This window comes from Aureimonas sp. AU20 (assembly GCF_001442755.1).
Taxonomy (GTDB): domain Bacteria; phylum Pseudomonadota; class Alphaproteobacteria; order Rhizobiales; family Rhizobiaceae; genus Aureimonas.
The window spans coordinates 1,512,559-1,535,755 of the sequence record NZ_CP006367.1; the positions used below are offsets into that span (position 1 = coordinate 1,512,559).

A 23,197-nucleotide genomic window follows, 5' to 3' on the forward strand; every position below is an offset into this window, starting at 1 on the left:
AGGGAAAGGGTTCGCCATGGATGCCATCGCCACCGCCTTCGAGGCGCGCAACGTGTCCAAGAGCTTCGGGGTCGTCCACGCGCTGCGCGGTGTTTCCGTCTCGATCCACCCCGGCGAGGTCCATGCCATTATCGGCGAGAACGGCGCCGGCAAGTCGACCCTCATGAACATCTTCTGCGGCCGGCTGCGCCCGAGCGAGGGCGAGCTGCGCGTCAATGGCGTGGTGCAGCAGTTCCATTCGCCGGGCGAGGCGCAGCGCGCCGGCATCGCCATCGCGCCGCAGGAGATCAATCTCGTACCGGCGCTCACGGTCTGCGAGAACATCCTGCTCGGCGCCGAGATCATGCGCGGCCCCGCCATCGACTGGAAGCGCACCCGCGAGGAAGCGCTGACCCATCTCCACGCCGTGGACGACACGATCGACGGCGTGGCGCGGGTGGAGACCCTGTCCAAGGCGCAGCAGCAGCTCGTGCAGATCGCCCGCGCCGTCGCCACCAAGGCGCACATTCTGATCTTCGACGAGCCGACCGCCGCGCTCACCAACCGCGAAACGGAAAAGCTCTACGCCTTCATCCGCCGCTTTCGCGACGGCGGCGGCTCGGTCTTCTACATCTCGCACCGGCTGGACGAGATCCTGATGCTGTCGGACCGCATCAGCGTGTTGCGCGACGGCGCCCATGTCGGCGAGATCGATCCGCGCCGCGCCACCAAGACCGACATGGTCTCGCTCATGGCGGGCCGCGAGGTCGCGATCTCGCACCACGTGCCGCGCCGGCTGGAAGACCGGCCCGTGGTGCTGAAGGTTTCCGGCCTCTCCCGCCACGGCGAGTTCGAGGAGGTGTCCTTCGAGCTGCACGAAGGCGAGGTGCTCGGCATGTCCGGTCTCATCGGCGCCGGGCGGACCGAGGTCGCCAAATGTATCTTCGGCCTGACGCGCGCGAATGTCGGCACGGTCGAGGTCTTCGGCAGCGCCAAGCCCATTGCCGACCCCGCCGACGCCATCGCGCGCGGGCTGGTCTACCTGCCCGAGGAGCGCAAGCAGGAGGGCATCTTTCCGCTTCTCTCCATTGCCGAGAACATGACGATCGCGACCCTCGACCGCTTTCGCCGGCCGGCCTGGATGGATTTCGGCGCCATGGCCCGGACGGTGGACGACTATGTCGGGCGGCTGCGCATCAAGATCGGCTCGCCCACCGACCCGATCACCAGCCTGTCGGGCGGCAACCAGCAGAAGGTCATTCTCGGCCGCTGGCTCGCCAAGAACTCGCGCATCCTGATCTTGGACGAGCCGACGCGCGGCATCGACGTCGCCGCCAAGAGCGAGATCCAGGGCGTGCTGGACGCGCTGACCGCGCAAGGCCTGTCGATCATCTACATCTCCTCCGAGCTCGAAGAGGTGCTGAACGTCTCCGACCGGATCGTCGTCATGCACGAGGGCCGGGTGAAGGGCGTGCCGCGCACCGAGGACATGACCCAGGAATCGCTTCTCCAGCTCGCCATGAGCTGACGCTCCTGCGCGCCCCGGCCGGGATCGGCCTTGGCGCCTTCGCACCCGTTCCGCATCGAAAGGCATCGCGCCATGACCAACATCGCCGCCGCCGGACAAACGCGCGCCCGGTCCGCGCCGCCCTCCCTCTGGTCGCGCTTCAAGGGCTGGGAGGCGAGCGGCATCCTGATCGCGCTCGGCGTCTTCGCGCTCGTCCTCTCGCTCGCCGCGCCGAACTTCCTTTCGGCCTACAATCTCACGGTCGTGGCCCGTGCCGCCGCCTTCGTCGGCCTCGTGGCGCTTGGCCAGACGCTGGTCCTGCTGCTCGGCGGCATCGATCTTTCGGTCGGCACCGCCGCCGGCCTGTCGGCCATCGTCGGCTCGCTGCTTTTGACGAAGATCGGTGTCCATCCCTATCTGGTGCTGCCGCTGGCCGCCGGCTTCGGGCTTTGCCTCGGCCTCGTGAACGGTTTCCTGATCGCCTATCTCCGGCTCAATCCGTTCATCGTGACGCTGGCCACCGGCGAGATCTTCGCCGGCCTCACGCTCGTCATCACCGAGGGCTATCCGATCCGCCCGCTGGGCGCGCAGTTCCGCGTCTTCGGCCAGGGCGAACTCCTCGGCCTGCCGATCCCGGTCTGGTTCTTTCTGGTCTCGGCCGCGATCCTGATCTGGATGCTGCGCAACACGCGCTTTGGCCGCAACATCTTCGCCATCGGCGGCAATCGCGACGCGGCGGCGCTGGTGGGCATTCGCATCCACCGCGTCGAGCTTCTGGTCTACGGTCTCGCCGGAATGTTCGCCGCGCTCGCCGGCATGCTCTATGCCAGCCGCATGGACGCCGGGCAGCCCTCGGTCGGCGAAGGCTGGATGCTGCAGGCGATCACCGCCGCGATCATCGGCGGCACGAGCCTTCGCGGCGGGCAGGGGACGATCGTCGGCACCGCGCTCGGCGCGCTGCTGCTCGCCATGCTCGCCAACGGCACGGTGCTGCTCAACGTCTCGGGCTTCTGGCAGCGCGTCATCGTCGGCCTCGTGGTTCTCGTCGCCATCCTCGTCGATCTCGCCCGCCGGCACCGGACCTGACCCTTGGCCTGGCGCGCTCCTGTCCCGTCCGGCCCCGGCCCAAATCTCGGCCAAGGCGGGGCGGGACTGTCCCCCGCGAGGGAAGACGGTCTATCTCCGCTGGAGAGGTTCTCCTCCAGCGAAAGGCAGATCGTGTCGTCCACCGAGAGCGAAGACATCAAGGCCCGGGCCGCCTGGCTCTACTACATGGAAGGCCTGACGCAGGATCAGGTCGCCAAGATCCTCAACCTGACGCGCACCCGCGTCCTGCGCATGCTCGCCTCGGCGCGCGAGGACGGCACGGTGCAGATCCGCGTCACCGCGCCCATCGCCCGCTGCGTCAAGCTGGAGCGCGAGGTGCGCGCGCGCTTCGACATGGAGCGCGTCGTGGTCGTGCCCGACCCGCAGGACGAGGCGCGCCTGCCGGCGATGATCGGCGCGGCGCTCGGCCAGATGCTGCCCGATCTCCTGGCCGAGGGCATGACGATCGGCCTTGGCTGGGGCCGCACGCTCTCCTCCTCGCTGCCCTTCATCGAGCCGCTGGGCTACAGCCGCTCCACCACCATCTCCATGCTGGGCGGGCTGACCCATGTCAGCCTCTCCAACCCGTCCGAATTCGCCTGGCGCTTCGCTGACCGGCTCGGCGGCGAATGCTACATGCTGGCCTGCCCGGTCTTCGCGCCCGACGGCGCGACGCGCGAAGCGCTGCTCGCCCATCGCGGCATCGCGGAAGTTTTCCGGCGCACCGACCGGCTGGATCTCGCGATCCTCAGCGTCGGCGATTTCACGCGCGATTCCATCTTTGTCCAATACGGGCTCCTGGAGCGCGGCGATCTGGACTCGCTGGAGCGCGCGGGCGCGGTGGGCGACGTGCTCTGCCGCTTCATCGACGCCGAGGGGCGGGTTCTCGACCATTCCGTCAACGACCGTGTGCTGGCGGTGGACCCGCGCCGTCTGGCGCAGGCGCGCCGAACGGTTCTCGCCTCCGGTGGCTGGTCGAAATTCGCCGCCATCCGCGCGGCGATCACGCTGCTCCATCCCGAAATCCTCGTCACCGACGAGCGCACGGCGGAGCGGCTTCTCGACACGTAGAGGTATTTTTGATCCTCCGTGTTGAACTCTTGTACTTTCATGGATACAAATGTATCAGAGATCGCAGGGAGGATCTTCGATGACCATTCTTCAGGTGGGCCTTGCGGCCGAGCTTCAGGCCTATGCGGACAAGCACGGCCCGGTGACGGTGGGCCTCGCCGGTTCGGGCCAGATGGGCACCGACATGGTGGTGCAGTTGACGCTGATGCCAGGCGTCCGGCTCGGGGCGCTGTCGGAGCTGAACATCGCCGGAGCCGAAGAGGCGCTGCGCATGGCCGGCTCGCCCTTCGTGCGCGCGGCCGGCGTCAACGACATCGACCGCGCCATCGAGGGCGGCAAGGTCGCGCTGACCGAGGACTACAAGGCGCTCTGCGCCTCGGGCCATGTGGATGTGGTGATCGACGCGACGGGCAATCCCAATGTCGGCACGCTGATCGCGCTGGAGGCCTTTCGCAACGGCAAGCATGTCGTGATGCTGAATGTCGAGGCCGACATCACGATCGGCCGCTTTCTGCGCGAGGAGGCCGCCAAGGCCGGCGTGGTCTATACGGGCGCGGCGGGCGACGAGCCGGCGGCGACGATCGAGATCGTCGGCTTCGCCCAGTCGCTCGGCTTCGACATCGTCTGCGCCGGCAAGGGCAAGAACAACCCGCTGAAATTCGACGCGACGCCCGACGCCTACGAGGAGGAAGCGCGCCGCCGCAACATGAACGCCCGCATGCTGGTGGAGTTCGTGGACGGCTCCAAGACCATGATCGAGATGGTCGCCGTCGCCAACGCCACCGGGCTTGTGCCGGACGTTCCCGGCATGCACGGCCCGGCCGCGACGCGCGACGAACTCGCCACCGTGCTCTGCACGAAGGAGGATGGCGGCGTTCTGTCCGGGACCGGCAAGGTCGACTACTCCATCGGCAAGGGCGTCGCGCCCGGCGTCTTCTGCGTGGTCAAGCCCCGGCACGAGCGCGTCCTGGAGCGCATGAGCGATCTGAAGATGGGCCCCGGCCCCAACTACACGATCTTCCGCCCCTATCACCTGACTTCGCTGGAAGTGCCGCTTTCGGCGGTGCGCGCGGTGGTGAAGAAGGCGCCCGACATGCAGCCGGCCGAGCGACCGGTGGCCGAGTGCGTGACGCTCGCCAAGCGCGATCTCAACCCGGGCGACACGCTCGGCAAGATCGGCGAATACGACTATCGCGGCTTCGCCATGACCTGGGAAGGCGCGCGCGACGAGGGCGCCCTGCCGCTGGGCCTTGCCGAGCGGGCCAAGGTCATCCGCCCGATCAAGGCCGGCGAGAAGCTGACCTATGCCAATTGCCAGCCGGACGACAGCCTCGTCATCACCCAGATCCGCCAGCGTCTCGACCAGGCCGACAGCCGCTTCGCGTCCAGCGCGGCGGCCTGACGGGACGGGAGGAGGAGAAGCCCATGTCCGCCTTGCCCCAATCGGCGCCATCAGCCGAAGACGTCGCAGACAATGCCGCCCGCGCTCCCGGCGCGCGGGGTGGTGACAACAAGCCCTTCGCCTTCCGGCACTTTCCGCCCGAGGTGCTGAAGGACGCGCTGCGCCAGATGCACCTGATCCGCCGTTTCGAGGAGGGGGCGGAGGAAAGCTACACGCGCGGCCTCATCCACGGCACGATGCATCTTTCGATCGGGCAGGAAGCCTCGGCCGTCGGCGCCTGCCTGGCGCTGACCGACACGGATCAGATCACCTCCACCCATCGCGGCCATGGCCATTGCATCGCCAAGGGCGCCGAGGTCGGGAAAATGTTCGCCGAGTTCTTCGGCAAGGAGACGGGCTATTGCCGGGGGCGCGGCGGCTCCATGCACATTGCCGACGTGTCCAAGGGCAATCTGGGCGCCAACGGCATCGTGGCGGGCGGCCTGCCCATCGCGGTCGGCGCGGCGCTTTCCATGAAGATGCAGAAGCGGCCGGACGTGGTCGTCTCCTTCTTCGGCGACGGCGCCAACAACGAGGGCGCCTTCCACGAGGCGCTGAACATGGCGTCCATCTGGAAACTGCCGGTCATCTTCGTCTGCGAGAACAACAAATACGGCATGTCGGTCTCGACCGAGCGCTCCACGGCGGTGAAGAATATCGCCGAGCGGGCCGTGGCCTACGCCATGCCAGGCGTCACCGTGGATGGCAATTCGCTGTCCGACGTGTCGGAGGCGCTGGTCACCGCGATCGAGCGGGCGCGGGCGGGCCAGGGGCCGAGCCTCGTCGAGTGCAAGACCTACCGCCATCGCGGCCATTCCAAGAGCGATCGCAACCGCTATCGCACCAAGGAGGAGATCGACGACTGGATTTCCAAGGACCCGATCGGCCGGTTCGAAGCCGAGATGTTGGACTACGGCGTGGTGGATGCCGGCGAGATCGAGGCGATCCGCGAAAGTGTCGAGCGCGAGATCGCGGACGGGATCGAGTTCGCCAAGAACTCCCCCTCGCCCGACGTCAACGAGGCGACGCGCGACGTCTACACGGCCTGAGCGCCGTTTTCGGCAAGGCGGCGCGGCCCGCCCTGCCACCTGAGCAAGGCACCTGAACGACGAGCCGGGTTGCGGGCGCGTGAACGAGGTTTCACCCCGACCCCCAAGCTCCCACGGCCGGCGAGCCGACAAGGAATCCAGGGATGAGCGAGACCATCGACGTGGCCGGCAGCCGCGAGCTTTCCTATGCCCAGGCGATCCAGGAAGCGATCGCCATCGCCATGGAGGAGGACCCGCGCGTCTTCATCATGGGCGAGGATATCGGCGTCTATGGCGGCGCCTTCCAGGTGACCGGCGATCTCGTCCATCGCTTTGGCGCCGACCGCGTGATCGACACGCCGATCGCCGAACTCGGCGGCGCGGGCGTCGCGGTGGGCGCGGCGCTGACCGGCATGAAGCCGATCTACGAGTTCCAGTTCTCCGACTTCGCGACGCTCGCCATGGAGCAGATCGTCAACCAGGCGGCCAAGCTCCGCTTCATGCTGGGCGGCAACGTTTCGGTGCCGCTCGTCATGCGCTTTCCCGCCGGCTCCGGCACGGGCGCGGCGGCCCAGCACAGCCAGAGCCTGGAGGCCTGGCTCGGCCATGTGCCGGGGCTCAAAGTTCTCCAGCCGGCGACCCCGCACGACGCCAAGGGCATGCTGCTCGCCGCGATCGACGATCCCGACCCGGTCATGATCTTCGAGCACAAGATCCTCTACAAGATGAAGGGCGTGGTGCCGGAAGGGCGCTACACCGTGCCGATCGGCAAGGCGCTGGTTCGCCGCGAGGGGGGGGACGTAACGGTCGTCGCCTCCGCCATCATGGTGCATAAGGCGCTGACGGCCGCCGAGGAACTGGCCAAGGACGGGATCGACGTCGAGGTCGTGGACCTTCGCACGATCCGGCCGATGGACCGTGAGACGATCATCGCCAGCGTCATGAAGACGGGCCGTCTCGTCTGCGTCTACGAGGGCGTCAAGACGCTCGGCATCGGCGCCGAGATTTCCGCCATGATCGCGGAAAGCGAGGCCTTCGACTATCTCGACGCGCCGGTGATCCGGCTGGGCGGCGCGGAATCGCCGATCCCCTACAATCCCGAACTCGAAAAGGCGGTCGTGCCGCAGGTGCCGGACATCGTTCAGGCGGTGCGCGCGCTGGCCCGCCGGGAGCGCTGACGCCATGCCGACCGAAGTGATCCTGCCCAAGGTCGACATGGACATGGCGACCGGCCAGATCTCGCGCTGGTTCTACAAGGAAGGCGACGCCATCAAGAAGGGCGAGCCGCTTTTCGAGATCGAGACCGACAAGGCAGCGATGGAAGTGGACGCGCCGGCCTCCGGCACGCTGCGCAACGTCACGGGCGCGGAGGGCGTGGACATCGCCGTCGGCTCGCCCGTCGCCTGGATCTATGCCGAGGGCGAGGCAGCCGAGCCGGCCGCGCCTGTCGCCGATGCCGGCACGCCGAAGACGGTCGGCCCCGATCCCGATGTCGAGACCGACTCCAAGCCCGTCGCTGCAAGCGAAGCCCGCGCCTTGGTGAATGGCTCGGGCGAGACGGCCAAGACCTGCTGCGCCAAGGACCGGCCGGCGGACGGCGAGCGCCGGGGCGTTCGCGCTACGCCGCTCGCCCGGCGTCTGGCGCGCCAGTTCGGCCTCGATCTCACTGCCATCGCCGGCCAAGGCCCGCTCGGCCGCATCGGGCGCGAGGATGTGGAAGCGGCCGCCGCGAAGGCCCAGGCGAAGCCGGTCGAGGGGCTGGCGGAGGGGAGGGCCGAGGCGCCTGCACCCGCCATGGCTCGCGCGCCCGCGCCGCAGATTCAGCCCGCCGCGCCTTTGCGCGCGACGACCACCGCCCACACGCCGCTCCATGTGGCGCGGTTGCGCGAAGGGGAGGGCACGCCGATCGTGCTCCTCCATGGCTTCGGCTCGGAAAGCGCCAGCTGGCGGCCGCTGCTCGCCGAGTTCGCGGGCGGCAATCCGGTTCTGGGCCTCGACCTTCCCGCCCATGGCGGCTCGGTGGCGCGGGGCGCGGCGGGGTTCGACGCGCTTGTGTCGGGCGTGGAGGAAACGCTGGTCGCGCTCGGCCTCGCGTCCTGCCACCTCGTCGGCCATTCGCTGGGCGGCGCGGTCGCCACCGCCGTCGCGGCCGGGCTTTCGGTCGATACGCGCTCGCTGATGCTGCTGGCGCCCGCCGGCTTCGGACCGGATATCGACACCGCCTTTGCCGAAGGCTTCGCCCGAGCAGTGGACGAGGCGCCGATCCGCTCCTGGCTGCGGCATCTCGTGTCCGATCCCGCCGCGATCTCGGACGGGTTCGTGCGCGCCACGGCGCGCGGCCGGGCGGACGGCGTGCAGGCCGAGGCGCAGACGCGGCTCGTCGGCTCACTCTTCTCCAACGGCGCGCAGCATTTCACGGTGCGCGACCTCGTCGACTCGCTCGCCATGCCGGTGAAGATCGTGGCGGGCGCCGAGGACCGCGTCGTGCCGGTGCGCCACTTCACCGGGCTCCCCGGCACACTTGCCTTGCATGTCTTCCCCCGCACCGGCCATATGCCGCAATTCGAGCAGCGGGCGGCGGTGGCGCGCCTCTTGCAGGAGTTGACACGCTGATCTCCAGAAGGATGCCGATGGCCGAGTTCGATTGCATCATCTTCGACTGCGACGGCGTCCTGGTCGACAGCGAAATCCTGGCCCGCCGCGCCATGCAGTCGGTGTTCCGGCAGGCCGGGATCGAGGTGACGGCGGAGATGGTCGACAGTTTCGTCGGCATGAAATTCGCCGACATCCTGAACGGCATCGAGGCGCGCACGGGGCAGCGCATCGCGGACGACGACCATCCCCGCTTCTGGACGGAGACCAAGGCCCTCTTCACCGATCACCTCCGGCCCGTGCCGGGGGTGGTGGCGTTTCTGGAGGGGTCTACCATCCAGCGCTGCGTCGCCTCGTCCTCGGACCACGAGCGCATCCGCCACAGCCTGGGGGTGACTGGGCTCGCGGAGTTTTTCGAGCCGGGCGCCATCTTCTCGTCGCATGACGTGACGCGGGGCAAGCCCGAGCCCGACCTCGTTCTCCACGCGGCCCGCACCATGGGCGCCGACCCCGCGCGCTGCCTGGTGATCGAGGATTCCCGCTTTGGGGTGATGGGCGCCAAGGCAGCCGGCATGGCGGCCTATGGCTTTCTCGGCGGCGCGCATCTCCTCGCCAATTCCGGCGACGCCCTGCGCGAGGCCGGCGCCGATTTCGTCGCCCGCAGCTACGAAGAGATCGCCGCCTTCATGGCGGGCTGACTCTTACTTTCATTTCCAAACGCAAGAGCCCGGCGGGAGCGAACCCGCCGGGCTCTTGCGTTCGAGGAGGCGAAGCCCCTTTCAAATCTCCGTCACGCATTTCTTGGCGCGTGGGATGGAGGCGGGGCTCATGGACAGTTCAGTCACGCCGTTTTCCACGAAGAAGGGAATGAGGTCGGGCCGGGCCGCCGCCTCGCCGCAGACGCCGATCCAAATGCCGGCCTCGCGCGCGGCCTGCGCTGCCTGGCGGATGGCGGCGAGAACGGCAGGGTGCTCGGCGCGGTTGAGCTTGGCGACGCGCGGATTGAGCCGGTCTGCGGCCATGACATATTGGGTGAGATCATTCGTGCCGACGGAGAAGAAGTCGACCTCCCGCGCGATCTCGGCCGCCAGGAACACGGCCGCCGGCGTTTCCACCATCACACCGAGCTCGAAGGGCCCATGCGCGTTGCCGGCCGCATCCAGCTCCGCCCGGCACTCCTCGATCAGCGCCCGGACGGCCCGGACCTCGCCGACATCGGCGATCATCGGCAACAGGATTTTGACGTTGCCGACCGGCGAGGCGCGCAGAAGCGCGCGCAGCTGCGGCTTGAACACGTCCGGCCGCTCCAGGCACATGCGCACGCCGCGCCAGCCGAGGAAGGGGTTGTCCTCGTGCTCGAAATCGATACCGGCCACCGGCTTGTCGCCGCCGATATCGAGCGTGCGGATCACCACGGGATAGGGCGCGAAAGCCTCGGCCAGCTTGGTGTAGGTCTCGGCCTGCTCGTCCTCGCCGGGCAGCGTGCGCCGCTCCATGAACAGGAACTCGGTGCGGAACAGGCCGACGCCCATGGCGCCCGCCTGTCGCGCGCCGTCGATCTCGGCCAGCGAGCCGAGATTGGCGGCGATCTCCACCCGCCGTCCGTCGCGGGTGCGGGGCTCCACGGTGCGATAGGCCTCGAGACTCCGGCGCTCCTCCGCCTCGCGCGCGATGGCCGATTGCAGGCGCGCGGCGCTCTCGGCGTCGGGATCGAGCACGACCTCGCCGCTGGCCCCGTCGAGGCCGACCGTGCGCGCCGCCTTCAACTGCTCCTCGGACGCGGAAAAGCCGAGCACGGCGGGAATGCCGTGGGCGCGCGCCATGATCGCGACATGGCTGGTCGCCGCGCCCTTGCGGCAGACGATGCCGGCAATGTCGGCGAGCGTAGCCTTAGCCAGATCCAGCGCGGCGATCTCGTCCGCCAAGATCACCGAGCCCTTCGGCATGTCGGCCAGCGTCAGGTCCTTGGCGCCGATCAGCGTCAGCGCAATGCCGCGCGTCACGCTGCGAATGTCCTCGGCACGGGCGCGAAGGTAGGGGTCCGCCAGCGCTTCGAAGCTCGCGGCGATCGCGCGGCCCGCCTCCACCACGGCGCTCGGCGCGTCGCGCCCCTGGCCGATCGCGGTCTCGACGCTCCCGATGAACTCGGCGTCCTCCGCCACGTCCACCAGCGCGTCGATGATCGCCGCGTCGTCGCGTTTCAGGCCCGGCCGCGCCTTGGCCTCGCGGAAGGACTGGACGGTGGCGGCGAGGGCCGCGCTGTATCTGGCGCGCTCGGCCTCGCGCTCCCCGGCCGGCACGTCGCGCGGCTGGATGTCGAGCGCGGCGGGAAAAAAGGCGAAGGCCGGGCCGATCGCGGTGCCCTCGCTGGCGGCGATGCCGCGAGAGCCGGAGGGGGCGGGTTTCGCGGCGGGAGCGGGCGCCGTCGACGCCTGCCCGGCGTCGCGAGCGGGCAAGGCGACGTCGCCGGCATCGGGCGTCTGGAGAAAGGTCGAGAGCGCCGAGACGGCGTCGGCGGCGTCCTCGCCGTCGGCGCGCAGGGTCGCCTCGTCGTTTTCCTTCACGCCGAGCAGCATGAGCTTCACCGCGCTCTTGGCGCTGGCGCCCCGGCCGTTGCAGCGGATTTCGATGTCGCTGGAAAAGCTCTTGGCGAGCTTGACGAATTGCGTGGCCGGGCGGGCGTGCAGCCCCTCGTGCACGCGCACGACGACGGATCGCTCGATCATGGGTCTCACGTCCTTGCAGGCGGAAAGAAGGGCGGCGCTCAGCCGGTGATGGCGATCTCGGCGCCGGGCTGGAGAGCGCTGGCGAGCGCCGCGCCGTCCACCGCGCTGGCGGCGATCTCGCCGGGCCGCTCGGGTGCCTCCGCGCCGTTGAAATTGATGACGACATGGCCGATGTCGCGCACCTTGGCCCAGGCGAGCGGGCCGATGCCGGTCAGCGTGGCTTCCACCGAGCCGACGCGGATCGCCGCGCCCGGCGAGGGGGCCTCGACGCTCGGCTCCTCCGCGACGCGATGCGTCACAGAGACTTCGGCGAGTTCGGGCGGGGCGCCGTCCGCGAACAGGATCAGGACGCCGCCTTCCAGAAGGTCGGCCACGTCCGGGCCGATGGCGGTGACGAGCGTGCGAAAGCGTGTGGTCATGAAGGGCTCTCCGAAGGAGGGGAGGCCGGGCGCCGTCTCATTCGCGCCGGCTCCGAAAGGGGGCGGGCCGGGGCGCTTGGGCGCCGGCCCGCAAGGCTTGGCATCAGAGTCGCGCTAGCGCGTCAGAGCAGGAAGCTCGCGCCCCAGGCGATGAGAACCGAGACCGGCCCCATGATCTGGCGGCTGATCAAAACGGCGGGCACGCCGATCTCGATCGTCTTGGGCTTGGCCTCGCCGAGGGCCAGGCCCACCGGCACGAAGTCGCAGCCGACCTGCGTGTTGTAGGCAAACAGCGCCGGCAGGGCCATGGCAGGGGCGATCGTGCCGTTGGCGATCTGCGGTCCGATGATGGCGACGCCGATCACCTGCGCGATCACCGCGCCGGGACCGAGGATCGGCGACAGGAAGGGCAGGCCGCAGATCGCGGATAGAACGATGAGGCCGAGGATGTTGTTGGCGAGCGGCCCCATGGGCGCGGCCAGAAGATCGCCGACGCCGGTATAGAGGATGATGCCGATCAGCATGGTCACGAAGGCCATGAAGGGCAGGACGTTGCGGATCACCATGTCGATGGTGCGCCGACCGGCATTGAAGAAGATGCCGACGGCCCGGCCCATGACGCGGCCGACGCTGGTGATGGCGCCGATCAGCCCGCCCTGGTTCGAGGCGGGCATCGCGCTGCCGAGCGCCGCGGTCGCCTCGGCCGGCGAGGAGAAGGAGCGCGGCGCGGCGGCCGGCTGGCCCATGCCGGCGGGCGAAGCCGCGCCTTGGCCGCTTGGCGCGGCGGCGGCGCTATCGGCCGGCGCCATGTCGTCGGTGGTCACGCCCGAGACGTAGATGTCCTCGGTGATGAACTGCGCGAGCGGCCCGCTCTGGCCGACCGGCATGATGTTGATGGTTGGGATGCGCTTGCGGGCATAGACGCCGCAGCGCGCCGTGCCGCCGCAGTCGATAACGACGGCCGCCATCTCGCTTTCCAGCGGCGGGTTGCGGAACCCGTCCACCACGGTGGCGCCGGTCAGTTCGGCGAGCCGCTGCGCGACGGCGGGGATGCCGCCGCCGGTGACGGCGACGATCTTGTCGCGCTCGGGCGTCGGCTGGATCACCAGCGGGCCGCCCCAGCCACCCTTGCCCTGCGAAACGCGAATGGCATTGAAACTCTTGGCCATGATCCGATCCTTTCCTCGCCCGGCCCTAGAGCGTCACGCCTTCGCGCTGCGCTAGAAAGCGCGTGACGCGTTCGGTGACGATGCCCTTGAGAAGGATCACGACGATGCCGACGATGAAGTAGTAGATGGCGAGATTGATGTGGTAGCCGGGCGGCACAACGCCCCGGTTTTCCAGCTCCAGAAGCGCCACCAGAACGCCGCCCCAGACGAAGTATTCGCCGGCATTGGCATGGGGAAACAGGCCGAGGATCGGGTGGCAGAAGGACACGGCCGAGTCGTAGAAGGCCGGCTTGTGCTTCTCTTCCAGGAACGTGCCGAACGTGTAGGCCATCGGGTTGGTGAGGAAGAACATGGCGAGCACCGGCAGGACGGTGTAGCGCGTCAGCGCGATGCGCCCCGCCTTGCGGGCGAGCCCGTGAACCCGCTCCTCGCCGATCATGCCGGTCAGCGCGTAGAAGGCGGTCATCAGCACCACCAGCGTCGGGATAATGCCGGTGACGAAGCCGAGAAACACCTCGCCGCCCTTCTGGAAGACGCCGATGAAGTGGCGCCCGATCGTCGCCAGCCAGCCGAGCTGCTCCTCCTTGTTGCTGGTGGAGAGCTGCTGAACGCGCTTGGCATATTCTTCCGCCGAGATCGGGCCGCCGGCCGTGGCGGGAACGGTGGCCTGCGCGGTGCCGGCGGCGCCGGGATCGGTGGCCTGCGCGAGCAGCGTCGCGCCGTGATGGGCGCTGTCGCCAACGCTGCCGGCAACGGCGTGATGGGCCGCAAGATCATGGACCGGGGCCAGCATGGCGGGGTCGCTCAAGGCATGGGCGTAGGCGGCGCCGTGAGCGGCGAGATCGGCCACTCCTTGCGCCATCATCATGGTCAGCATCATTGGCCCCTCCCGGCCTTGTTCGCCCAAAAGGGCATGTCATGTCTCGGCTGGCGGAAACCCGGCGCGCCACTCCCGCGCGTCAGGGCTCCCGGCGATGGATAGTCGAGGAAAAGCTCAGACGGCGGCGGGGCGCAGGCGCGCCGTGGCTTTGGGCGAAGCGGACGCCGCGCCGCCGCCCCGGCGCACCGTCTCGACCTGGGCGAGGGCTGTCAGCAGCGCCTGCGAGAACGGGTCTTTCGGCCGCAACGCGGCTTGGCTGCGCGCTTCGCCTGGGCTGAGGCCCTCCAGCCTTTCCACCCGGCGCGCCTTGGCGAAGACCGTTCGGCCCTCGATGGTGACGACGCGGCGCAGCGTCTCGTCCGGGGCGACCACCAGTAGCACGATCGCGCCGCGCTTCAGCCCGCCGCCGCCCTTGCCGACGCCCATCCAGCCGTCCGACCATTCGCTCGACAATTGCTGGAACGCCGCGCGGTAGCGGCGGATCTGGACGAGCGTTCCCCAGCACTGGAGAAGCCAAGCCAACGCCAGAAGCGCCAGCACGCCTTGCCAACCCCACATTCGAAAACCTCCCGACGACGCTCTCCCTTGCATCGTTGACCGATCATGAACATTTGACTTCTATGGTGTCAAGATGTTCGTTCGCTTGGCGTAGAGTTGTTAGGACGTGGGGTCTTCGAGGAGGCTTGCGGCCGTCAACTCGTCGGTGACGAGTACGGTCGGCCGCACGAAAGCGAGGGAGGCGCGCAGAATGTCGATCTTGTCCGCCCCGCCCGAGGCGATGACGCGCTTTCCCGCCCGGCGGATCGCCGACATGTCGGCCGACATGATGCGGGAATTGATGGGATGATCCACCAGTTCGCCGGCTCTGTCCAGAAAGTGGAAGAGAAGATCGCCGACGGCCCCGGCCTTCTGCAGCGACTGCCGGTCGCTTTCGGCGATGTAGCCGGTGCGATAGGTCGTGGCGCCGCACTCGATGCCGCCGACGCTCAGCACCACCATGTCGAGATGATCGGCCATGCCCAGAACCGAGCTGAGGCCGCAGCGCTCAATCAGGGCGGTCTTTGTCTCGACGCTGTCGACGATGGCCGGCGCGGTGAGAAGAAAGGCGTCGCCATTGAAGATCTGGGCGAAGCGCCAGGCGAACTCGGCTGGGTTGAAGCGATGCGCCTCGGCGATGCCGCCGAGCAGCGACACGACGCGCATCTCCTCCAAGGCGCGCGCCTCGACATAAGGCAGCGATTCCAGAAGCGTCCGGCCCCAGCCGAGGCCGATCGTCATGCCCTCCGCCACGGTCTGCGAGAGATAGCTGCCGATGGCCGCGCTGATGACGGGGGCGGGGTCCTCGCCGGCGCCGGGCGCCGGCACGACGATGGCGCTTTCCAGCCCGAAGCGCCGCTCCAGCGCGCGCTCGGTCGCGGTGAGTTCGGCCAGCGGGCCGGCCACGGAGATGCGCACCTCCGAGCGGTTGCGCGCTTCGGCAAGCAGGCGCACCACGCTGACGCGCCCGATGCCGAGCGCGCTGGCGATGTCGTTCTGCGTCATCTGCTCGACATAGTACATCCAGGCCGCGCGCACGCGCATCCGGTCGGCGCGCGTGCCGGCGAGGGAGGCTTGATCCGACATCTCGGCTTCCTTTCCGGCGCTCAGGCGCTTCGCAGGGGCGAGGGGCTGCGGCTTGGCCGCGCCGGGCGGGCTTCAAGCAGAAAATCCCTCATGATTCGGCGGGGCCTATGATAGCGTTCGGCTGCAAGTTGGAGAGCGTCCATGTTGCCTTATCCTGATAGTCTGGCCCTGCCGCTGAAGGAGGGAATCCGGGACTTGAGATCCTCGATCCGCCATGAAGCGCGGGCGGGCGCCGTGTCCAACCAACTGTTCGGAACCCCCGAGCCGACCCGCCGGCTGGCGCGGCTGGCCGACGGCATGCTGACGCGGGCCGAGCGTTTCGCCGGCAAGGTCCTGTCGCGCGACGCCGTCGATCTCGGCGCGCGGCTGGATCGGCTCGGCGCCGGTCTTGCTGAGGGACATGTGACCGAGCGCACGGGCGATGTCTATGCCGTGTGTCAGGCGATCTGCGATCTCGACGGCCCGTCCGGCGCCGTGGTGTCGGAGCTCAAGCTTTCCAGCCGCAATCTCGACCGGCCCCTGTCGGGCGAGGGGGACCCGGCGCTGGCGGCCGCGCGCATCGCCGCGCGCATGGCCGCGCTCGACATCGTACGCCCGTGCCTCGGCACCGTTCTCGCCTCCGCCGGCCGCGAGGAGACGAAAGCGCTGAACGCGCGCGTCGCGCTGACCGCCTGGCTCGCCGTGCTCGTCCGGCTCCAGACGCGCGAGGACGCCCGCGTTATTCTCGCCAGCGCGCGCTGGGCGACGGAGGCGGAAGAGGCCGAATGGCGGACGCTGCTGAACGAGCGCAAGCTCGAGGACCTCGCCGCGCTTTGGCGCCAGACCGTGCCCTATCTGCCTTGAAGGCCGTACCTTATCTGTCTTGAAGGAACTGCCGGCTCCCGGCGTCGAGCGAGGAAAGCCGCCGGAGACCCGACGAAAAGCCCCGAGAAAGAGTGCCGAATTGACCGACAGCGCGATGAAGCTCAGCATCGACTTTCCGCCCGAGGCGGAGGGGCGTTCGCCCATCAAGCGCTCGATCCGGCGCCTGGCGGCCTTCTCGCATCTGGTGGACCATGGGCTCGCCCAGTTCAACCGGCGCTACGGCACCGATCTCACCGTTTCCTCGCGCCAGCTGACCCGCGCCTTTCTGGAATGGGTCCGCCGCTTCGACGCGCAGCGCGAACTGGCCGATCGGGATCGGCGCGACTTCAGCCATTTCGCCGCCGGGCTCCTGTTCAGCAGCTTCATCCGCAACCGGCCGGTGCAGTCGGCTGCCGGGCAGGGGGCGGCCAATGAGCTCGCCGGCACCTCGGCCCTGCGCCCGGAGGAACGGCTGATCGCCTTCTGGCCGGAAGGCGTCTTCTACTTCGAATTCTGCATCACGGTGCTCGACAAGGTTCTGGCGGAGCAGTCGCTCGAAGGCATCCATCTCGCGCCGCAGGCGGTGGAGCTGCGCTCCTGGCAGTCCTTCCGCGAGAATGTGCAGGACGATCCCAATCTCGCCATCCCGTTCCTGGACCTCTTCCTCGGCGGCGATCCCAATTGGGACTACCCCACCGCCGCGCGTTTCCGCTCCGCCCTGCAGGGTCACTTCCTCGGGGCGGATCGGCGGCTCACCTCGAACTGACATCGACGCTCGGGCTGCGAGGCGCACCGACGCGCTGGCGTCGATACTATTGTGCGTGCGCGATTAGCCCCTCACGTTTCCGACCTGACGCTTTCACCTCGTTCGATAGCCATCCGGCGAGCTTCCTGCGGGAGTTTTGCGGCCTGCGCATGAACAGATGTTTTTTGTATTGACCAAATGTTCCTTCGTGATTTATGTTGCAAGCGATCGAAGTCCGCCGCGCTGGGAGGCGCGGGCGACGAGCGCCTGAAGGCTTGAGGCCGCGCTCTCCCGGACTTCGCTTCGTTCGGGAGGAAACATGGTTGAGATCGTCGATCACGCGGGGGCCCCCGTGAAGCACGGGCGCGCGCGGGTCAATGGCATCCGGATGCATTACGTGACGGCCGGGCAGGGCGAGCCGCTCCTGCTCCTGCATGGCACGCCCAAGACGCATTACTACTGGGCCAAGCTCCTGCCCCTCCTGACGGAGCATTTCACCGTCGTCGCGCCCGATCTGCGCGGCTTCGGCTACACTGACAAGCCGCCGGCGGAGGAGGGTTACGACTCCCTCACCAACGCCAACGACATGGCCGAGCTGATGACGCAGCTTGGGCACGAGCGGTTCCACCTGCATGGCGAGGACCGGGGCGCGGAATTCGCCTATGCGCTGGCCGCCACGCAGCGCGACCGGGTCAAGACGCTTTCCTTCTGCGAGATGCTGCTTTCGGGCGAGGGGCTGGAGGAATGGTCCAACTTCACGCCGGACAACATCTCCGCCCAGTATCGCCAGCAGGGCGTCTGGGTTTGGCACATTCCCTTCTTCTGGATTCCGCATCTGCCGGAAATGCTCATCACCGGCCGCGAGCGCGAGTTCTGGGAGTTCTGGATCAAGGCCGAGACCTGGAACCCGACCGCGATCAGCGACGAGGCGATCTCGGAATGGATCGCCCGCCTGTCCGCCCCCGGGGGCCTGCGCGGCTGCCTGGAGACCTACCGCGCCGGCCTCAAGAACGCGCGCATCAATGGCGAGTTGAAGCAGAAGAAGCTCTCGCTGCCGATCATGACGGTGGGCGCGCCGGAATTCTTCGGCCCGCTGGTGCGCGACCAGATGCTGAAGGTTTCGGAAGGCGTCGAGCGTTCCGAGGTCTTCGAGGAATGTGGCCATAGCCTTGCCTGGGAGGCCGAGGATCGCCTCGCCCTCATGCTGCGCGAGTTCATGCTGAACCGCGCCTGACACGACCTGAAAGCCTCGCGACGACGAGGTTCGCCCGGCGCGACAGCTTCGCGCCGGAGCGATGAGACCCGCGCATCGTCTGGGAGGACGGGGCCGGGCAGCGCTGCTCGCTCAACATCCGGGAGGATCCCATGCGTCACTTCAAGCCCGCCGCTCTCGCCGCGGCCCTCACTCTGCTTTCGGTCTCGGTCTCCCCGAGCGCCGTGTTCGCGGCCGACAACATCGCCGCCGATCTCAACCAGCCGCTCTGGTATCAGGCGCCGAGCGCCAAGACGCTGGAACTCGCCAAGATCGACGATCTCTCCTCGACCGTGGTCAGCGACGGCCAGCGCGGCGAGAAGGGCGTCCTGGGCTCCTCGATCGCCATCACCCCGGAGCAGGCCGCCAAGATCAAGGCCGGCAATTTCACGGTCGCCATTGCCATGGGCTGGCTGGGAGACGACTGGGCCTCCGAGCAGCTGACGGGCCTCAAGGAAAACTTCGAGTCCATGGGCATCAAGGTCGTGGCCGAGACCAATGCCAATTGGGACGACGCCAAGCAGATCTCCGATCTCGACTCCATCGCCGTCCTGAAGCCCGACCTTCTCGTCTCCATCCCGCTGAACGGCCAGACCACGGCGGCCGCCTACAAGCGCATCGCCGAGGCCGGCACCAAGGTCGTCTTCATCGATCAGGCGGTGGACGGCATGGAGCCCGGCAAGGACTATGTCTCGATCATCTCCTCGGACAATCTGGCGCTCGGCATGTATGTGGCCGACGAGCTGGCCAAGGCGATCGGCGGCAAGGGCGATGTCGCCGCCCTCTATTTCGCCAACGACTTCTACGTTACCAATCTGCGCTACGAGGGCTTCGTCGCTCGGCTCATGGCCAAATATCCCGACGTGAAGCTCGTCGCCACCGCCGGCCATGACGACCCGGACAAGGGCCAGGAAGTGGCGCAGGCGCTGCTTGCCCGCTATCCCACGCTGAACGGGCTGTACGGCTCCTGGAGTATCCCGGCCATGGGCGCCGCCACGGCCGCGCAGGTCGCCGGCATGTCGCCCGAGAACTTCAAGATCGTCTGCGAGAACTTCGACCAGATCGTCGCCGCCAACATGGCCAAGAAGGGCTTCATCGCCGGCATCTCCTCGCAGCGTCCCTACGACCAGGGCACGGCCGAGGCCAAGGTCGGCGCGCTGGCGCTGATCGGCGAAGCGACCCCGCCCTATGTCGTCGTGCCGCCGCTGGCGGTGGATCGGAGCAATCTCCCGGCGTCCTACAAGACGATCTACCGCAAGGACCTACCGGCCGAGATGTCGGCCGACCTGTCCAACTGATCCCCGCTTCGCGGCGGGGCGGCGGGTTCGCCGCCCCGCATCTTCCCTGAGCGCTTTGGGTCTCCCGCGCTCGCTGGTCGGGATGGCATGGGATGCAAGACGACATTCTCGACATGCAGGGCATGGAAAAGGCCTTCAACGGCATTCCCGTCCTGAAGAAGGCGCGCTTCGAGCTGCGTCGCGGCGAGATCCACGCGCTGATGGGCGGCAACGGCGCGGGCAAGTCGACGCTGATGAAGATCCTGACCGGCGTGTATCTGCGCGACGCCGGCACACTGACACTCGACGGCAAGGCCGAGACCTTCGCCACACCCGCCGAGGCGGAAGGCGCGGGCGTCGCGATGATCTTCCAGGAGCTCAGCCTCGTGCCGACGCTCACCGTCGCGCAGAACATCTTCCTCCATCGCGAGCCGCGTCGCGGCGCCTTTGTGGACGATCGCGAGGCCTGCCGGCAGGCGCAGGCGATCCTCGACGATCTCGGCGAGGCCATCGACCCGCGCATGCCGGTGGAACTGCTCAGCACCGGCGCGCGGCAGATGGTGGAGATCGCCAAGGCCCTGTCCAAGAAGGCGCGCGTCCTCATCATGGACGAGCCGACCTCCTCGCTTTCCGACACGGAAACGCAGTCGCTGTTTCGTATCGCGCGCCGGCTGAAGGAGCGCGGCGTCGCCATCGTCTACATCTCTCATCGCATGTCGGAGATCTTCGAGATCTGCGACCGGGTGACGGTGATGCGCGACGGCGCGACCGTTCTGACCGACGACTGCGCGAACGTCTCCATGGAACGGCTGATCGAGGCCATGCTCGGCGGCGGATCGGTCGGCTCGCTGCAATGGCGCGAGCGCCCGCCCTCGGCCGATACGGGGGCCGTGCTGGAGGTGCGCAACCTCGATGTCGCGGGCCGCGTCCACGACGTGTCCTTCTCGATCCGCGCCGGTGAGATCGTCGGGCTCGCGGGTCTCATGGGCTCGGGCCGCACCGAGATCGCCGAGGCCATCTTCGGCGTGCGGGCCGCCACTGGCGGCGAAATCCGCATCGAGGGCAAGCCGGTTCGTTCCACCGACGAGGCCATGGCGGCGGGCGTCGCGCTGGTGCCGGAGGACCGGCGCCGGCAGGGCCTGGTGCTCGATCATTCCGTCCAGAGCAATTTCGCCCTGCCGAGCCTCAAGCGCTTCAGTAAAGGGCTGTTCGTGCGGGACCGCGCGGCAGCGAACGAGGCGCGCCAGTCGATCCGCGACCTGAAGATCCGCACCGACGGGCCGGGCAAAGTGGTCCAGCTCCTGTCGGGCGGCAACCAGCAGAAGGTGGTGCTCGCCAAATGGCTGGCCCGCCACCCCAAGCTCCTGATCCTCGACGAGCCGACGGTCGGCGTCGACATCGGCGCCAAGACCGACATCGTCGAGATCGTGCGCGAGATCGCCGACCGGGGCACGGCGGTTCTCGTCATCTCGTCCGAGTTCGAGGAACTGCTCGCCCTCAGCGACAGGCTGGTCGTGCTGCACGACGGGCGGGTCGTCAAAACCCTGGAAAGACGCGACATCGCATCGGAGGAGGTCCTGCATCATGCAGTCCAAGGCTAGCCCAACCAAGACCGTCGGCGCCGCTGCTGTGCCCGCCCGGCCGGCCTTCCACGCCGGATTTCAGTGGCGCGACTTCGTGGTCTACATCTTCTTTGCCGCCGTGCTCGTCTTCTTCGCCTTCACCATCGGCGACAAGGGCTTCCTGTCGATGGCGAACCTCTTCAACATCACGCGCACGACCTCGATGATCGCCGTCATCGCTGTCGCCATGACCTTCGTCATCGCGGCGGGCGAGCTCGATCTCTCTGTCGGCTCCACGGCGGCTTTGGCCGCGCTCGCCTCCGCGCTCGCCATGCAGGCGGGCTACGGCGTGGCGGGCGGCGTGGTCGCGGCGCTGGCGAGCGGGCTTCTGGTCGGCGCGGTGAACGGCTTCTTCGTCACCGTCGTCAACATCCCGTCCTTCCTGGTGACGCTCGGCATGATGCAGTTCGTGCGCGGCCTCGACATGCGCCTGACCTACACCAAGCCCGTGCCGATCTCGGACCAGACCTTCACCGGCCTGTTCGGCTCAGGCAGCCTCGGCCCGCTGCCCTCGCTCTTCGTCTGGTCGCTGGCGGTGGCGGCGATCGGCCATGTCGTCCTGCGCTATACGCCTTTCGGCCGGCAGGTGCTGGCGACGGGCGGCAACCGCGTCGCCGCGCAATATTCCGGCGTGCCGACCAAGCGCATCAAGCTCTATTGCTTTCTCATCAGCGGCGCGGCGGGCGCGGTGGCTGGCATGCTCTATTCCGGCATGATGCAGACGGCGCGCTATTCCTTCGGCACCGGCGCCGAGCTTGCCGCCATCGCGGCGGTGATCCTGGGCGGCACCAGTCTGTTCGGCGGCAAGGCGACGATCATCGGCACCTTCGTTGGCGCGCTTCTGATCGGAACGATCAACAACGGCCTCATCATCATGGGCCTCGATGTCAGCGAGCAGAACATGGTGGCCGGCGCGCTGATCGTGCTGGCGGTCGCCTTCGGCCGCAAGGGCGCCATGGGCGGCAGGCGCTAGCCAGGCGGGGGGCGCTCCGGTCCGAGCGGGGACGGGCCGGAGCGAAGCGGGAAAAGGCAGGGCCGGCGTGCCCTGCCTTTTCCGTTTTCAGCCTTTGGTGCCGTGGCTGCGGTCGTAGGCGTTTACTGGTGGCGGCGCCCAGCCTTCCGGCAGGCGGGCAGGCTTGTAGACCTCCACCACGAGCGGATGGCAGGCTGCGACATCCGAGGAATGGACCGTCGAACAGTCGCCGCCGGGGCAGGCGGAGAGACAACCGAGAAGGTCGATCTCGGCGAAGAACTCGAGATAGTCCCCCGGCCGCACCGGGCTCGCCTTCATGAAATACTGACCTGTATCCCGCGTGAAGCCGGTGCACATGAAGACGTTGAGCACGTCATGCACATGCCGCTCGGCCTCGTGCAGCGGCAGCCCTGTCTCGGCGGCCAGCGCCCGCGTCAGGTTGGAATGGCAGCAATGGTGATACTGGCCGCCGCCGCTCAGCAGCGCGTGCGTGTAGGGATCGCAGCGCGTGCCGATCACGTCGTGGACCGAGCCGCCGAACGCGTCGAACCCGTACCAGTCCAGCGTATCATGGGTGATCGTCGCCATCGGGCGAAGCGTCGGAAAGCTGGAAAAGAGCTGGTCGCCGAGGCCGACATGCGTGCCGAACAGCGCCCGCGTCTTGCCGCTGTAGAAGCGCTCGGTGAGATCGGCCGCGTTGAAGAGGTTGAGATCGCCGACCTGCGGCCCCTCGACCGAGAGGATGCGGAAGAAATGGCCCGCCGGGGCGCGGAAGCAGGCGGCGTCGCGCGCCGGTACGGTGACCCGCTCCACCAGCGACCAGTCCTCCCGCACGGCGCGGTAGGCCGCGAGGTCGGGCTTCGGCAGGGTTTCCACGGGATAGCAGATCACGGGAGCGATAGACCGTCGGTGGGCGGCGTCGCCCGGCGCTTGGGTGAGGGGCTGAGGCTTCAAGAAGACGTCT

At 68.3% G+C, this 23,197-nt stretch carries 21 protein-coding genes; 14 read left to right on the top strand and 7 right to left on the bottom strand.

What is annotated here, in order from left to right; all coding sequences use genetic code 11:
• The first annotated feature begins 16 nt into the window (after positions 1-16).
• The 8 genes from M673_RS06640 to M673_RS06675 all read left to right on the top strand — a co-directional run bounded on the left by M673_RS06640 (position 17) and on the right by M673_RS06675 (position 9,402).
• Entirely contained in the window at positions 17-1,507 is a 1,491-nt protein-coding gene (locus tag M673_RS06640; RefSeq protein WP_187301304.1) for a sugar ABC transporter ATP-binding protein, read from the top strand.
• Positions 1,508-1,579: 72 nt separating this feature from the next.
• Positions 1,580-2,572 carry an ABC transporter permease gene (locus M673_RS06645; protein WP_061974674.1) on the top strand — a complete coding sequence of 331 codons (993 nt, stop codon included), beginning with the start codon at positions 1,580-1,582 and terminating at the stop codon, positions 2,570-2,572.
• 132 nt (positions 2,573-2,704) lie between these two features.
• Positions 2,705-3,643, top strand: coding sequence for a sugar-binding transcriptional regulator (locus M673_RS06650; RefSeq protein ID WP_061974676.1), 939 nt, complete (start codon positions 2,705-2,707; stop codon positions 3,641-3,643).
• A 79-nt stretch (positions 3,644-3,722) separates the two neighbouring features.
• On the top strand, positions 3,723-5,045 hold the full coding sequence (locus M673_RS06655; RefSeq protein WP_061974678.1) for an NAD(P)H-dependent oxidoreductase: 1,323 nt from the start codon (positions 3,723-3,725) through the stop codon (positions 5,043-5,045).
• A 23-nt stretch (positions 5,046-5,068) separates the two neighbouring features.
• Entirely contained in the window at positions 5,069-6,133 is a 1,065-nt protein-coding gene (locus tag M673_RS06660) for a thiamine pyrophosphate-dependent dehydrogenase E1 component subunit alpha (RefSeq protein WP_061974680.1), read from the top strand.
• Between the two features lie 143 nt (positions 6,134-6,276).
• Positions 6,277-7,290, top strand: a complete 1,014-nt coding sequence (locus M673_RS06665) for an alpha-ketoacid dehydrogenase subunit beta (RefSeq protein ID WP_061974683.1) — start codon at positions 6,277-6,279, stop codon at positions 7,288-7,290.
• A gap of 4 nt (positions 7,291-7,294) precedes the next feature.
• Positions 7,295-8,725 carry an acetoin dehydrogenase dihydrolipoyllysine-residue acetyltransferase subunit gene (locus M673_RS06670; protein ID WP_061974684.1) on the top strand — a complete coding sequence of 477 codons (1,431 nt, stop codon included), beginning with the start codon at positions 7,295-7,297 and terminating at the stop codon, positions 8,723-8,725.
• A 17-nt stretch (positions 8,726-8,742) separates the two neighbouring features.
• Positions 8,743-9,402, top strand: coding sequence for an HAD family hydrolase (locus tag M673_RS06675; protein WP_061974686.1), 660 nt, complete (start codon positions 8,743-8,745; stop codon positions 9,400-9,402).
• Positions 9,403-9,483: 81 nt separating this feature from the next.
• Here the strand turns inward: M673_RS06675 and ptsP are convergent, their stop codons facing one another.
• From ptsP to M673_RS06705, 6 genes are all read right to left on the bottom strand, one after another.
• Positions 9,484-11,430: a phosphoenolpyruvate--protein phosphotransferase gene (gene ptsP, locus M673_RS06680; protein ID WP_306302809.1), complete on the bottom strand. Its 1,947-nt coding sequence runs from the start codon at positions 11,428-11,430 to the stop codon at positions 9,484-9,486.
• A gap of 38 nt (positions 11,431-11,468) precedes the next feature.
• Positions 11,469-11,849 (bottom strand): PTS glucitol/sorbitol transporter subunit IIA, encoded by a 381-nt coding sequence (locus M673_RS06685; protein WP_061974688.1) that lies wholly within the window; start codon positions 11,847-11,849, stop codon positions 11,469-11,471.
• Positions 11,850-11,971: 122 nt separating this feature from the next.
• Entirely contained in the window at positions 11,972-13,018 is a 1,047-nt protein-coding gene (gene srlE, locus M673_RS06690) for a PTS glucitol/sorbitol transporter subunit IIB (protein WP_061974690.1), read from the bottom strand.
• A gap of 25 nt (positions 13,019-13,043) precedes the next feature.
• Positions 13,044-13,811: a PTS glucitol/sorbitol transporter subunit IIC gene (srlA, locus tag M673_RS06695; RefSeq protein WP_061977707.1), complete on the bottom strand. Its 768-nt coding sequence runs from the start codon at positions 13,809-13,811 to the stop codon at positions 13,044-13,046.
• A gap of 201 nt (positions 13,812-14,012) precedes the next feature.
• Positions 14,013-14,456, bottom strand: a complete 444-nt coding sequence (locus M673_RS06700) for a transcriptional regulator GutM (protein ID WP_061974691.1) — start codon at positions 14,454-14,456, stop codon at positions 14,013-14,015.
• Positions 14,457-14,555: 99 nt separating this feature from the next.
• Positions 14,556-15,521, bottom strand: coding sequence for a sugar-binding transcriptional regulator (locus tag M673_RS06705; RefSeq protein WP_061974693.1), 966 nt, complete (start codon positions 15,519-15,521; stop codon positions 14,556-14,558).
• 141 nt (positions 15,522-15,662) lie between these two features.
• Between M673_RS06705 and M673_RS06710 the strand changes: the two genes are divergently transcribed.
• The 6 genes from M673_RS06710 to M673_RS06735 all read left to right on the top strand — a co-directional run bounded on the left by M673_RS06710 (position 15,663) and on the right by M673_RS06735 (position 22,233).
• Positions 15,663-16,364 carry a hypothetical protein gene (locus M673_RS06710; RefSeq protein WP_061974695.1) on the top strand — a complete coding sequence of 234 codons (702 nt, stop codon included), beginning with the start codon at positions 15,663-15,665 and terminating at the stop codon, positions 16,362-16,364.
• A 100-nt stretch (positions 16,365-16,464) separates the two neighbouring features.
• Positions 16,465-17,130 (top strand): hypothetical protein, encoded by a 666-nt coding sequence (locus M673_RS06715; RefSeq protein WP_061974697.1) that lies wholly within the window; start codon positions 16,465-16,467, stop codon positions 17,128-17,130.
• A gap of 298 nt (positions 17,131-17,428) precedes the next feature.
• Entirely contained in the window at positions 17,429-18,343 is a 915-nt protein-coding gene (locus M673_RS06720; protein ID WP_061974699.1) for an alpha/beta fold hydrolase, read from the top strand.
• A gap of 131 nt (positions 18,344-18,474) precedes the next feature.
• Positions 18,475-19,659: a substrate-binding domain-containing protein gene (locus M673_RS06725; protein ID WP_061974701.1), complete on the top strand. Its 1,185-nt coding sequence runs from the start codon at positions 18,475-18,477 to the stop codon at positions 19,657-19,659.
• A gap of 92 nt (positions 19,660-19,751) precedes the next feature.
• On the top strand, positions 19,752-21,239 hold the full coding sequence (locus M673_RS06730) for a sugar ABC transporter ATP-binding protein (RefSeq protein WP_061974703.1): 1,488 nt from the start codon (positions 19,752-19,754) through the stop codon (positions 21,237-21,239).
• Positions 21,223-22,233 carry an ABC transporter permease gene (locus M673_RS06735; protein WP_061974705.1) on the top strand — a complete coding sequence of 337 codons (1,011 nt, stop codon included), beginning with the start codon at positions 21,223-21,225 and terminating at the stop codon, positions 22,231-22,233. Before M673_RS06730 ends, M673_RS06735 begins: the two co-directional genes overlap by 17 nt.
• Before the next feature lie 87 nt (positions 22,234-22,320).
• Here the strand turns inward: M673_RS06735 and M673_RS06740 are convergent, their stop codons facing one another.
• Positions 22,321-23,187: an urea carboxylase-associated family protein gene (locus tag M673_RS06740; protein WP_061974707.1), complete on the bottom strand. Its 867-nt coding sequence runs from the start codon at positions 23,185-23,187 to the stop codon at positions 22,321-22,323.
• Positions 23,188-23,197: the final 10 nt, after the last annotated feature.

What these genes read in the sequence shown, in the direction of transcription:
- M673_RS06640 (WP_187301304.1), top strand. Translation starts at nt 17, where the DNA reads ATGGATGCCATCGCCACCGCCTTCGAGGCGCGCAACGTGTCCAAGAGC.
- M673_RS06645 (WP_061974674.1), top strand. Translation starts at nt 1,580, where the DNA reads ATGACCAACATCGCCGCCGCCGGACAAACGCGCGCCCGGTCCGCGCCG.
- M673_RS06655 (WP_061974678.1), top strand. Translation starts at nt 3,723, where the DNA reads ATGACCATTCTTCAGGTGGGCCTTGCGGCCGAGCTTCAGGCCTATGCG.
- M673_RS06660 (WP_061974680.1), top strand. Translation starts at nt 5,069, where the DNA reads ATGTCCGCCTTGCCCCAATCGGCGCCATCAGCCGAAGACGTCGCAGAC.
- M673_RS06665 (WP_061974683.1), top strand. Translation starts at nt 6,277, where the DNA reads ATGAGCGAGACCATCGACGTGGCCGGCAGCCGCGAGCTTTCCTATGCC.
- M673_RS06670 (WP_061974684.1), top strand. Translation starts at nt 7,295, where the DNA reads ATGCCGACCGAAGTGATCCTGCCCAAGGTCGACATGGACATGGCGACC.
- M673_RS06675 (WP_061974686.1), top strand. Translation starts at nt 8,743, where the DNA reads ATGGCCGAGTTCGATTGCATCATCTTCGACTGCGACGGCGTCCTGGTC.
- ptsP (WP_306302809.1), bottom strand. Translation starts at nt 11,430, where the DNA reads ATGATCGAGCGATCCGTCGTCGTGCGCGTGCACGAGGGGCTGCACGCC.
- M673_RS06685 (WP_061974688.1), bottom strand. Translation starts at nt 11,849, where the DNA reads ATGACCACACGCTTTCGCACGCTCGTCACCGCCATCGGCCCGGACGTG.
- srlE (WP_061974690.1), bottom strand. Translation starts at nt 13,018, where the DNA reads ATGGCCAAGAGTTTCAATGCCATTCGCGTTTCGCAGGGCAAGGGTGGC.
- srlA (WP_061977707.1), bottom strand. Translation starts at nt 13,811, where the DNA reads ATGCTGGCCCCGGTCCATGATCTTGCGGCCCATCACGCCGTTGCCGGC.
- M673_RS06700 (WP_061974691.1), bottom strand. Translation starts at nt 14,456, where the DNA reads ATGTGGGGTTGGCAAGGCGTGCTGGCGCTTCTGGCGTTGGCTTGGCTT.
- M673_RS06705 (WP_061974693.1), bottom strand. Translation starts at nt 15,521, where the DNA reads ATGTCGGATCAAGCCTCCCTCGCCGGCACGCGCGCCGACCGGATGCGC.
- M673_RS06710 (WP_061974695.1), top strand. Translation starts at nt 15,663, where the DNA reads ATGTTGCCTTATCCTGATAGTCTGGCCCTGCCGCTGAAGGAGGGAATC.
- M673_RS06720 (WP_061974699.1), top strand. Translation starts at nt 17,429, where the DNA reads ATGGTTGAGATCGTCGATCACGCGGGGGCCCCCGTGAAGCACGGGCGC.
- M673_RS06725 (WP_061974701.1), top strand. Translation starts at nt 18,475, where the DNA reads ATGCGTCACTTCAAGCCCGCCGCTCTCGCCGCGGCCCTCACTCTGCTT.
- M673_RS06730 (WP_061974703.1), top strand. Translation starts at nt 19,752, where the DNA reads ATGCAAGACGACATTCTCGACATGCAGGGCATGGAAAAGGCCTTCAAC.
- M673_RS06735 (WP_061974705.1), top strand. Translation starts at nt 21,223, where the DNA reads ATGCAGTCCAAGGCTAGCCCAACCAAGACCGTCGGCGCCGCTGCTGTG.